Genomic DNA, 11,823 nt, shown 5'->3' with positions numbered 1-11,823 from the left:
GTGTGGCGCCAGGGTTGGCGGCCGTGGCGCTGGCAACTCAGCGTTGCGCCGTTGCGCGAACTCGGCCAGCGCATCGGCCCGCTGTTGATGAGCAATGGCGCCAGCCAGGGGTTGGCGCTGATCGAGCGCCTGGTGGCCTCGTTGCTGGGGGAAGGCGCAGTGACCTGGGTCAACCTGGCGCGCAAGCTGATGAACCTGCCGCTGATTGCGCTGATGAGCCTCAACCAGGTGCTGCTGGGCATGATGAGCCGCCGCCAGGGCGATGAACGCCTGGCCCTGCTCAAGCGTGGCCTGGAAACCGCCAGCCTGCTGACCCTGCCGGCCGGTGTCGGCCTGGTGGCCGCCGCGCCGAGCCTGGTGGCGCTGCTGCTGCCCAAACAATCGGCGGATTCGCCCTTGCCGTTGCTGCTGGCGTGGTTTGCCGTGCCGCTGGTGTTCGGCGCCTGGAACGCCTTGCTCGCGCGCTACGCCTACGCCGCCGGCGACACGCGCCAGCCGTTGCGCTGCGAATTGCTCGGCAGCGTGGTCAATGTGCTGCTGCTCGGCGCCCTGCCCTTTGTGTTCGGCCTGGCCGGTATTCCCCTGGCCGCCCTGGCCGGGGTGATCTGCACGGCATTGTTGCTGATGCAGCGCCAGGCCTTGCTCGACGCCCTGCCCTGGGCCCGGCACTGGCTGCTCGGCGCGGCGCTGATGGGGTTGGCGGCGCTGGCGCTGTTTCGCATTGAAGGCGTGTGGCTGCAACTGGGGTTGAGCACCCTGGCCGGCGCCGTGGTGTTGCTCGGGATGGGGCTGTGGCTGAAGCCGTGGCGCAAGGCATGAATGATCGGTTGGGGATAGGTGGATGAAACATCGCTGGATTCAAATGGACATCGCCAAAGGCATCGGCATCCTGGTGATCGTGTATGCCCACAGTTGGTTCGTCGCCACGTCGCGGGAGTTGATGTACCCGATCCTGGCCTCGTTCGTGTTGCCGTTGTTCTTCTTTTTGTCCGGGGTATTGTTCAAGCCCGAACAGCCCTTCGGCGAGATGGCGGTGCGCAAGGCCGATGGGCTGCTCAAGCCGTTTTTCTTCACCATGCTGGTGTATGTGATCGTGCGCGATGTGCTGCGTGGCCAACCGCTGCTGCCGGATATCGGCGGCGTGTTGTATGCCTCGGTGGACACCATCCCGTGGCAGGCCTTGTGGTTCCTGCCGCACTTTTGGGTAGCGATCCTGTTCAGTTGGGTGCTGCTGCGCTTGATGCAACGCCTGCCCCTGGCGCTGAGCTGCGCACTGATGCTGGTGCCGCTGCTGGTCGGCATCTGGATGCTGCCGTTCTTCTGGCAATTGCCGGTCACCTTTGGCGGGCAGACCTGGGTGCTGCCCGGCTTGCCGTTCAGCCTGGATATCACGCTGATCAGCAGTGCCTGTTTTGTCTATGGTTACCTGCTGCGCAACTGGCTGCGCAGCCATGCGGGGTCGCTGCTGACCTTGCTGGTCTCGGTGGCGCTGTTCGCCGCCGTGTTCCTCTACCGGGGCGACACCATGGACCTGGCACAGCGCCGCTACGACCACTGGCTGTGGACCAGCCTGCTGGCGGTGATTGGCGTATACCTGTGCTGGGCGCTGGCGAAGGTGTTGATGGTGTCGGCGCTGATCACCCGCGTGATGACCTACATCGGCCAGTCGACCTTGATCCTGTTGATCTTCCATGGAGAGATCCAGCACAAGACCTTCGACCTGATGGAGCGCCTGGGCCTGCACCCATTTGTGGCGGCGTGCGTCGGTTTTGTGGTGGCGGTGGTGGCGCCGTTGTTGATCGGGGAAGTGATCAAGCGGGTGGCGTTCCTGCGGTTTTTCTACTTTCCGTTTCCGGTGCGCAAGGTCGATAAAAAACTGTAGGAGCGCGTGGCTCCTACAGTGGGGTTGTTTCAGTCATCCAGTTGTTTCGGGGCTGGCTTGCTGCCCGATTTTTCCGGCTTGGCGTTGCCCTTGGCTCCCTTCACTGGAGCGGCTGCGGCGGGCTCAGGCTCTGCGGCGGCGGCAGCTTCTTTCTCGGCCATTGGCATCTGGTCGATGGTGCTGAAAAATTCCTTCAGGTCGAGGGGATCCGGTGGCACGGTCTTCTCGAGTTTCTTGTCGCCATCCTTGCCCACCAGGATAACTTTGGTGCCGCTGCCGGCACCGAGCTTGAGGGCGCGGATCAACGCGTTGGTTTCAGGCGGGGTAAGCTTTTTGTTGTCCTTCGGGTCTTTGGCGAACTTCTCGCCTTCGGCACCGATGCTGCCGAATTTCACGGTGTAGAACACCATGCTGCGTTCTTCAAAGGCCTGTTTGGTGGCGGGTTCGTTCAGCTGTTTTTGCAGGTCGGCCAACGTGGCGTTGCCGGAATCAAGCTCCACCACCACCAGCGGTCGGGCCTTGCCCAAGTCCTGCTTGAGCGGGTTGATATCATCAGCAGCCAACAGCGGCCCCGTAAAAGCCATCAAGGTAGCCAGGGTCAGCGACCGGATGAGCATGCGCACCTCCTTTGAATTCCATGCAGGGTTCTTGAGTTTCATGTCTGCGACAGCCAAATTCAAGGATGATTCCTGCCCCTCACCACAAAGCGTAGGCCAGGACGCCCGCTGCGCAAGGGCCTGAACCGGTTCAAGCGTGATTGTTTCTTCTGATTGCGCAACCATCACGAAGCCTTCCATTCCGGCCAATGCCGAGCAAACACGGGGGCCACAATCGGGTCGGCATCCACCTGCGCAAGGGTCTGCGCAAAGCCTGGCGCCAGGGCCTCGAGTGCTTCGCGCGCCGCGTCCCAGCGCGACACCGCTGCCGCCATGATGCCGAGGGCATTCGGTGCGCCGCTGGGCGCGAACAACTGGTCGGCGAACTGTTCGGCAAACACCACCCAGGCCTGGTGCAGATAACGCCGAGTGCCGGTGGTCAATTGGGTTTGCACCGCAGGGTCGGCGTCACCCAGCCAGCGTTGCGGGTAGTCGATGATGCCGATGGCCGAGTAGCAGTTAGCCGCGATGTACACCAGGCCGCGCAGGATCTGTGCGCGGTTGCCGGCCAGCAGCTCGGAGTCGGGGTACTCCAGGCCCAAGTGAATCAGGATCGCCGCACTCTCGGTCAGCACCTGGCCGTCGGGCGTGACCAGGGTGGGGATCTGTTTCAACGGGTTGATGCGCGCGAGCGCTTCGGTGCCCGCGCCTTCCTGCCAGGAGCTGGCGTCTACCCGGTGCCACTGCACCGCACAACGTGGCAGCGCGATTTCGATCATGCACGAGCCAGACTCGTCAGTGCCGTAGAGCGTGTACATGGGCAGTTCCTCCTAACGCAGCAGTTTTGCCTGCAAATGGGCCTTCACCTGCGGCCATTCCGAATCGATGATGCTGAAGCGCACCGAATTGCGTTTGCGCCCGTCGGGCATGATCCGCTCGTGGCGCACGATACCTTCCTGCACGGCGCCCAGGCGCAGGATCGCGGCACGGGATTTTTCGTTGAGTTCGTCGGTGGTGAATTGCACGCGTACGCAGTCCAGCACCTCGAAAGCGTAGGTCAGCAACAACAGCTTGGCTTCAGTGTTGATCGCGGATTTCTGCGTGGACAGTGCCAACCAGGTGTGGCCGATTTCCAGTTTGCGATTGAGCCGGTCGACCTTCCAGAACCGCGTGCTGCCGACCACCTGGCCATTGCTTTTGCGCACGATGGCAAACGGGATCACCGTGCCCGCCGTACGCCCGGCCACGGCGGTGTCGATGTATGCGTCGACGGTGGCCGGGCCCGGCACATTGGTGACCTTGAGGTTCCATAATTCGCCATCGGCGGCGGCTTCAAGCAGCGCGGCCTTGTGCTCGGGTTGCAGGGGCTGGAGCTCGACCGTGGTGCCGGTCAGGGTGATAAGGTTCATGGACGCTGCGCCGTGGGTGGGTCGTCAGTGTGCAAGAGTGCAGGCTCTGCGCGCGTCCAGGCAAGCGTTTTAGAACAGCCCCATTTGCCCGCCGACCAGGGTCGCGAAATCGTCGTTGACGAACGGCAGGATCGCGTCGGCCACCGGCTGCAATTGCCGGGTCACGTAGTGATCGTAATCAATCGGCGCCCGGCGCACCTCCAGCGGCTCGGGGCCGTTGACGCTGATCACGTAGCTGATCCAACCACCGCGCTGGTATTGGCGTGGGCGCCCCAGGCGGTCGTTGTATTCATCGGCCAGACGCGCGGCGCGCACGTGCGGCGGCACGTTGCGTTCGTAGTCATCCAGGCGCCGGCGCAGGCGTTTGCGATAGATCAGCAATTCGTCGAATTCGCCGCTCAGTGTCCGGCGCACGTAGTCGCGGATGTAGTCCTGATGGGGCTGGCGATGGAAAATGCGCCGGTACAGCTCCTGCTGGAATTGGCGAGCCAGCGGCGACCAGTCGCTGCGCACGGTTTCCAGGCCTTTGTAGACCATCTCTTCGCTGCCGTCGCTGCGCACCACCAGGCCGGCATAACGCTTTTTGCTGCCCTCCTCCGCGCCGCGAATGGTCGGCATCAGGAAGCGGCTGAAGTGGGTTTCGTATTGCAGTTCCAGGGCGCTTTGCAGGCCATACGCACTGTGCAGGTGTTCACTCCACCAGGTGTTGACGTGCGTGACCAGCGCCTGGCCGATACGGCTGGCCTCCTCCTGGGAATGCGCACCGCCGAGCCAGACGAAGGTGGAGTCGGTGTCGCCGTAGATCACTTCATAGCCCTGGGCTTCGACCAGCTCGCGGGTCTGGCGCATGATCTGGTGCCCACGCATCGTGATCGATGAGGCCAACCGCGTGTCGAAGAACCGGCAACCGCTGGAGCCGAGGACGCCGTAAAACGCGTTCATGATAATTTTCAGCGCTTGGGACAGCGGCGCGTTGTGTTCGCGCTTGGCGGCTTCGCGGCCCTCGGAAACACGGGTGACGATGGACGGCAGGCAGTGGCGGGTACGCGAGAAACGCGCGCCGCGAAAACCTTCGACGGACTCGCGGTCGTCAGGGTGCCTGATGCCTTCGATCAGGCCCACCGGGTCGATCAGGAAACTGCGGATGATCGACGGGTAGAGGCTTTTGTAATCGAGCACCAGCACCGATTCGTAGAGACCGGGCCGCGAGTCCATGACAAAACCGCCGGGGCTGGCCTCGGGCGGTTTGTCCCCCAGGTTCGGCGCAACGAAGCCCTGGCGGTGCATCAGCGGCATATACAGGTGGGTGAACGCCGCCACCGAGCCACCGTTGCGATCGGCCGGCAGCCCGGTGACGCTGGCGCGTTCGAGCAGGAACTTGAGCAGCTCGGTCTTGGCGAAAATCCGCGTGACCAGCTCGCAGTCCTTGAGGTTGTAGCGCGCCAGGGCGGGCTTGTCCTCGGCGAACATGCGGTTGATTTCATCCATGCGCTGGTACGGCGTGGAGATGTCCTTGCCTTCGCCGAGCAGGGTCTGCGCGACGTTTTCCAGGCTGAAGGATTCGAAACTCCAGGTGGCGGAGCGCAGGGCTTCGATACCATCGATGATCAGCCTCCCCGCCGCCGCCGCGAAGTAATGGTTGCGACTGCCGTGCTCGCGCCAGGCCATGGCTTCACCGCCACGCCCCAGCAGCAGCGGCACGCCCAGGCGTTGGGCATGCTCGTGGAGCACGCGCAGGTCGAACTGCACCACGTTCCAGCCGATAATCGCGTCGGGGTCATGGGTAGCGAGCCATTGGTTGAGGCGTTCGAGCAATTGCGCGCGGGTGTCGCAGTACTCAAGCTTGAAGTTCACCGCATCGGCTTTGTTCGGCGGGCCGAGCATGTATACCTGGCGCTCGCCGCAGCCTTCGAGGGCGATGGAATAGAGATCGCCCTGGGCGGTGGTCTCGATGTCGAGGGACACCAGCTTCAGCGGCGGCCGGTACTCGGGCGCGGGTTTCATCTGTGCGTCTTGCAGCGTGCCGTCGGTATCGGGGGTGCCGCCGAACCAGACCGGGGCGGTGATGAATCGCTCCATCATGTAGCGCTCGGGCGGGCGTACATCGCCTTCGTAGACATCGACTCCGGCGGCGCGCAGGCGTTTTTCCACGTCCATCGCCTGGCGGTGCTGGCGCGTGTACAGGCCGAGCACCGGGCGGTGATGGAAATCGCACAGCTGCAGCGGGCGCAATTCGATATCGCGCTCGTCCTTGAGCATCCAGTCCAGATGCTTGCGGTGGGCTTCCGGGATAAACATCACCGAGGTCTGCACGGGTAGGCGGACAAACCGCGGGCCCTGGTCGGTGGCCAGCCAGAAGCTGACCTCCGTGCCGGCCGGGGTATCGCGCCAATGCCGGGTCAGGACAAAACCCTGCTGTAAATCCACCGTACCGCACCTCAGGAATCGCTTTCAGGGCGTGATTCTACTCGGCATCCGCGCCAACGCGGCAGGTTAAAGCGCCTGTAGGCCGCGATCGCATTATTTTGTTGCAGAACATTAATAACAATCACTATCATTCGCGCCGGAGTCGTATCCGCGCAGCGAGGACGCGCAACGTTGTTGCCCTTTTCCTCACATTGACGGTTCGCCGTCAGGATCGACCATGCCCACCCGTAGCCTATTCGCTGTGCCGTTTCGCCCCACCCTGCTCGCCCTTTGCTGCTCCCTGAGCCTTGCCGCTCACGCCGCAACCCCAGTCACTGCGCAGGATGCGAATAACAGTCAGGATGGCAACACACTGGAACTGGGCGCCACCAACATCAGCGCCGATGCCCCCGCGCCGAATGCCCTGCCGCCGGTGTACGCCGGCGGCCAGGTGGCACGCGGCGGCCAACTGGGTGTGCTGGGCAACCAGGACATCATGGATATGCCGTTCAGCATGTCCTCCTATACCGAAAAACTGATTCGCGACCAGCAGGCCGAGACCGTCGGCGATGTGCTGCTCAATGACTCGTCCGTGCGCCAGGCGTCGGGGTATGCCAACCAGGCACAGGTCTTTGTGATCCGCGGTCTGCAACTCAATGGTGATGACATTTCCTTCAACGGCCTGTATGGCATCCTGCCGCGCCAGATCATGTCCACTGACGCCCTGGAGCGCGTGGAAGTGTTCAAGGGGCCCAACGCCTTTATCAATGGCGTAACCCCTGGCGGCTCCGGGATCGGCGGCGGCGTGAACCTGCAACCCAAGCGCGCCGATGATGTGCCGTTGCGGCGTTTCAGCACTGACATCAGCAGTGATGGCCGGGTGGGCGAACACCTGGATATTGGCCAGCGCTTTGGCGAGGACAACCGTTTCGGTGCGCGAGTGAACATTTCCCAGCGCGAAGGCGACACCGCAATCGACGATGAGAACCAGCGCTCGAAGCTGTTTGCCGTCGGCCTGGATTATCGCGGCGACGCCTTGCGCTTATCGGGGGATTTCATTTACCAGAAACAGCGCGTCAACGGTGGCCGTAACTCGGTGTTCCTCGGTACCGGCGTCACGCATATCCCGGATGCGCCATCAGCAGACACCAACTACGCCCCGAGCTGGAACGCCACCGACATCGAAGACACGCTGGGCATGCTGCGCGGCGAATATGACCTCAACGATACCTGGACCGCCTACCTCGCCGCCGGCGCCAAGCACACTAACGAAAACGGGCGATATTCGTCGGTGACCCTGACCGACAACCTGGGCACGGCCAATGTCACCGGCTCGCGCATCGCCCACCAGGAAGACAACACCAGCCTGATGACCGGCCTGAATGGCAAATTCCAGACGGGCGCGGTCAGCCACAAACTGAATGTCGGCCTCACCGGCACCTGGACCCAGGCGCGCAACGCGTATGAGTTCGACTTCACGCCCAATGCCAGCAGTATTTATAACCCCTCCAGCAACATTGCCGAACCGGTGCGTGGCACCGTCAATGGCGGCGACCTGGGCGACCCGGGCATCACCGCCAAGACCTTCGTGCGCAGCGCGGCGGTTTCCGACACTTTCGGGTTCCTGGATGACCGTCTGTTGTTCACGGCCGGCCTGCGCCATCAGGAAATGGTCATGCAGGGCTACGCGTACGGTTCCGGCCCGCGCACCTCCAATTACACGGCGTCGATCAACACCCCGGTCTACGGCCTGGTTTTCAAGCCGTGGGAGCATGTGTCGTTCTATGCCAACCATATTGAGGGGCTGGCCCAGGGGCCGACTGCACCGGTTGTTTCCGGTGGTCTCAACGTCACCAACGGCTCGCAGGCCTATGCACCGGCACGCTCGAAACAGACCGAAGCAGGTGTAAAACTCGATATGGGCACCTTCGGCGCGACGCTGGGCGTGTATCGCATTGAGCAGCCGAGTGATGGCTACTCGATTCAGACCAGCGCCACAACGGCCGAATATGTACGCGAAGGCCAGCAGATCAACCAGGGCGTGGAACTCAACGTCTTCGGTGAGCCCATCAGCGGCTTGCGCCTGCTGGGCGGGGTGACGGTGATGAAAACCGAACTCAAAGACACGCTGAACGGCGCCAACGACGGCAACCGCGCAATCGGCGTGCCTTCTTTCCAGCTCAATGCCGGTGTGGATTGGGACGTGCCGGGCCTGCAAGGCGTGACGCTCAACGGTCGTATGCTACGCACCGGCGGCCAATACGCCGACGCGGCCAACAACCTGAGCCTGCCGGACTGGAACCGCTTCGATGTGGGCGCACGCTATAACTTCAAGGTCGCACAGCGTGATGTCACTTTAGGCGCCACCGTGGAGAACGTGGCTAATGAGAAATATTGGGAGTCGGCACTGGGTGGCTACCTGAGCCAGGGTGAACCACGCGTGGCCAAGCTGTCGGCGACGGTGGATTTTTAAAATAGCGCAGCGTGGAGAGAGGCTGCTCTCACATTGAAGCCGTAAACACGGGCATCAACCCTGATGCCCGTTGTGGTCAGGCCTGACGGGCACGGTCCAGATAGGTCTCGATGTTACCCATTTGCTCGTCCCAGCCCCGCGAGTTCATCTTGAACGCCTTCTGGCGGCGGGCCTCGGGCACCGCATTAAAACCGGACTCGACCACCCGCAGCAGAATGCCAGGGGCGCGATCTTCGATGGTGAATTCCACCAGTGTCGGGGTTTCGTTATCGTAGTCCACGCCCTTTTCTACCGCGAAGGGGTGCCACCAGAAAGAGAACAGCGTCTGTGGCAGGATGCGTTCAATCCTGGCCTTCCACACCACATGTTCGTAACCTGGGTAAGTGATCGGCGCTTCGATGGTTTTCCCCGCAACAAAAGCTTTGCCCTTGAGGGCAATACCGAACCAGCTGCCGAATTGCTCGGCATTGGTCAGTGCTTCCCAGACAGTTTTGCGTGAAGCATTAAGCAGGACTTTTCGTTCGATGCGATCTAATACGTGCATAAGTCACCTCCTCCATTGACAGTAGGCGACATCAAACAATGCGCAACCTTGGGTTGTAAGCAATGATGATGATCCTTTCCTTGACCCGGCAATACGTTATGACTGACCCATTGAATGGAAGTTGCTTCTGCAAAGGTGTGGGCTACCAGGTCGACCGCCAGGATATGCCGACCTTTCCCACAACGTGCCCTGGCTGGCCTATGAAGACGTAGCGCAGTGGCACGAATGGAAAGTGTGACTTAGACGCGTGGATCACCTGGTGCTTTGGCGGGCGTGGCATATTGCGGCTTCAGGTGACCTTCCTGGTCGAGCAACCAGGCGTCCATGATCTGCCGCACCACCGGCCCCGCTACTCGACCACCGGCCTCACCGTTTTCGATCATCACCGAAATCACGATTTTCGGGTGTTCAGCCGGAGCAAAACCAACAAACAGGGCGTTATCGCGGTGACGCTCCAGGGTCTTCTCACGGTTATAGCGCTCGCCCTGTTTGATCGCGACCACTTGCGCGGTACCGCTCTTACCGGCAATCCGGTATTGCGCGCCTTGCGCAGCAGCCCGAGCGATGCCGCGCGGGTCATGCATCACCAGTTGCATACCGTGGTTGACCTGTTCCCAGTCACGCGGGTCCTTGAGGACCACGTTGGGCATCGGGTTCTCGTCCACTGGCGGCACACCATTGATGGTCTTCGCCAGGTGCGGTCGATTCCACACGCCCTTGTTGGCAATCAACGCAGTTGCCTGGGCCAGTTGCAGCGGCGTGACTTGCATGTAGCCCTGGCCAATGCCGAGGATCACGGTTTCCCCCGGGAACCAGGGCTGACGCCGGGTCGCACGCTTCCAGGCCTGGGAAGGCATCAGGCCCGCTGACTCTTCGAACATATCGAGGGAGACTTTCTGCCCCAGGCCGAATTCAGCCAGGTAGTCATGCAAGCGATCAATGCCTAATTTGTGGGCCAGGTCGTAAAAGTAGGTGTCGTTGGAACGCATGATGGCTGCGTCCATATCTACCCAACCGTCGCCGCTGTGGTTCCAGTTGCGATACTTGTGATCAAAGTCGGGCAGTTGGTAATAGCCAGGGTCGAACACACGGGTCTGGGGGGTGACGACACCGCTGTCGAGGCCGGCGATGGCCACTTCCGGCTTGATGGTCGAGCCCGGCGCGTAGAGCCCCCTGAGGACGCGGTTAAACAGCGGCCTGTCGATGGAATCGTGCAGCGCGGCATATTCCTTGAAACTGATGCCGGTGACGAACAGGTTCGGGTCGAAACTCGGTTTGCTGACCATGGCCAGCACCTCACCGGTCTGCGGGTCGAGGGCCACCACCGAACCACGACGATCGCCCAGGGCTTCTTCTGCCGCTTCCTGGAGTTTGACGTCGAGGCTCAGGACGATGTTCTTGCCGGGAATCGGATCGGTATGCTTGAGCACGCGTAATACGCGGCCCTGGGCGTTGGTCTCGACCTCCTCATAGCCAACGTGGCCGTGCAATTCGGACTCGTAGAAACGCTCGATACCGGTTTTGCCAATGGACTGCGTGCCACGGTATTCCACCGAGTCGAGGGCCTTGGATTCTTTCTCGTTGATCCGCCCTACATAACCGATGGAATGCGCAAAGTGTGCGCCCAGCGGGTAATGGCGGACGAATTGGGGCTCTACGTCTACCCCAGGCAAGCGAAACTCGTTTACCGCCAATACCGCGATCTGTTCCTCGGTCAGCTCGTAAAACAGCGTCACCGGAACGAAAGGGTGGCGTGCCTGCTTCAGGGCCTTGTCGAACACCGCACGGTCTTCGGCAGGCAAGTGCAGCAGGTTGACGATAGCGTCCAGTTCACCCTTGAGGTCAGTGGTTCGCTCACGGGTGATGGTCAGGTTGTAGCTGGGGCGGTTGTCGGCCAGTACCACGCCGTTACGGTCATAGATCAACCCACGGGTCGGGGTGATGGGCAGTACGTGCACCCGGTTGTTTTCAGAAATCGTGGAGTGATAGTCGTATTGCACGACCTGCAAGAAGTACATGCGCCCTACCAGGGCACAGGTGATGCCAATTACCAGCAATGCGCAGGCGAGCAGGCGCTTGTTGACCAGGCGGTTTTCTTTTTCGTGATCCTTGATTGGTATCGGTTCAGGCATTTCTACAGCATCTCGTTGAAGAAGGTCGACGCCGCATCCTGCGGATAAAGATCAATCCCTGTGAAAATGTGCTGCACCATACCAAAAATGCAGAAACACTTTGCATCGTTTTCCCCAACGGCATGCTGATCGGTGGTTTTTTCATAAACGAGGCTGGGTTTGGCTTCAGAAAAGACTTAGATCCAGGAAGTAGAAGACGGCGACGATTGGGAGTCGTTGCAAAGAGTGGTGTTCGTTTATGGGGTTGCCAGCTTTTCGCACTTTCCAACCGCCCAAAACAAAACCCCTGTTTGCGTTAGCAAACAGGGGTTCTGGAATTTAATCTTGACGATGACCTACTCTCACATGGGGAAACCCCACACTACCATCGGCGATGCATCG

General features: G+C 61.2%; 9 protein-coding genes. 3 read left to right on the top strand and 6 right to left on the bottom strand.

Annotation, left to right across the window (positions count from 1 at the left end):
* Both WBR57_RS22230 and WBR57_RS22225 read left to right on the top strand, forming a co-directional pair.
* Positions 1-819: lipid II flippase MurJ (locus WBR57_RS22230; RefSeq protein ID WP_424086653.1), on the top strand; the 819-nt coding region annotated here is incomplete at its 5' end.
* Positions 820-841: 22 nt separating this feature from the next.
* On the top strand, positions 842-1,882 hold the full coding sequence (locus WBR57_RS22225) for an acyltransferase family protein (RefSeq protein ID WP_424086651.1): 1,041 nt from the start codon (positions 842-844) through the stop codon (positions 1,880-1,882).
* A 29-nt stretch (positions 1,883-1,911) separates the two neighbouring features.
* Here WBR57_RS22225 and WBR57_RS22220 read toward each other — a convergent pair whose 3' ends face one another.
* The 4 genes from WBR57_RS22220 to WBR57_RS22205 all read right to left on the bottom strand — a co-directional run bounded on the left by WBR57_RS22220 (position 1,912) and on the right by WBR57_RS22205 (position 6,314).
* Positions 1,912-2,499 (bottom strand): DUF4174 domain-containing protein, encoded by a 588-nt coding sequence (locus WBR57_RS22220; protein ID WP_424086655.1) that lies wholly within the window; start codon positions 2,497-2,499, stop codon positions 1,912-1,914.
* Positions 2,500-2,663: 164 nt separating this feature from the next.
* On the bottom strand, positions 2,664-3,296 hold the full coding sequence (locus WBR57_RS22215; RefSeq protein WP_424086649.1) for a glutathione S-transferase N-terminal domain-containing protein: 633 nt from the start codon (positions 3,294-3,296) through the stop codon (positions 2,664-2,666).
* Between the two features lie 12 nt (positions 3,297-3,308).
* On the bottom strand, positions 3,309-3,887 hold the full coding sequence (locus tag WBR57_RS22210) for a GNAT family N-acetyltransferase (protein WP_424086647.1): 579 nt from the start codon (positions 3,885-3,887) through the stop codon (positions 3,309-3,311).
* Between the two features lie 69 nt (positions 3,888-3,956).
* Positions 3,957-6,314 carry a DNA polymerase II gene (locus WBR57_RS22205; RefSeq protein ID WP_424086645.1) on the bottom strand — a complete coding sequence of 786 codons (2,358 nt, stop codon included), beginning with the start codon at positions 6,312-6,314 and terminating at the stop codon, positions 3,957-3,959.
* Positions 6,315-6,531: 217 nt separating this feature from the next.
* On the opposite strand from WBR57_RS22205, the gene WBR57_RS22200 reads away from it, so the two are divergent.
* Positions 6,532-8,766 (top strand): TonB-dependent receptor, encoded by a 2,235-nt coding sequence (locus WBR57_RS22200; protein ID WP_424086643.1) that lies wholly within the window; start codon positions 6,532-6,534, stop codon positions 8,764-8,766.
* A gap of 76 nt (positions 8,767-8,842) precedes the next feature.
* Here the strand turns inward: WBR57_RS22200 and WBR57_RS22195 are convergent, their stop codons facing one another.
* Entirely contained in the window at positions 8,843-9,310 is a 468-nt protein-coding gene (locus WBR57_RS22195; RefSeq protein ID WP_424086641.1) for an SRPBCC family protein, read from the bottom strand.
* Positions 9,311-9,549: 239 nt separating this feature from the next.
* Complete coding sequence (gene mrdA / locus WBR57_RS22190) at positions 9,550-11,442, bottom strand: penicillin-binding protein 2 (RefSeq protein WP_424086639.1); 1,893 nt, start codon at positions 11,440-11,442, stop codon at positions 9,550-9,552.
* Positions 11,443-11,823 lie beyond the last annotated feature (381 nt).

The sequence above is a fragment of the Pseudomonas sp. genome, from assembly GCF_049590575.1.
Classification (GTDB): domain Bacteria; phylum Pseudomonadota; class Gammaproteobacteria; order Pseudomonadales; family Pseudomonadaceae; genus Aquipseudomonas.
Note: the sequence above shows the minus strand (reverse complement) of the source record. Positions and strands in the feature narration are given on the sequence as shown.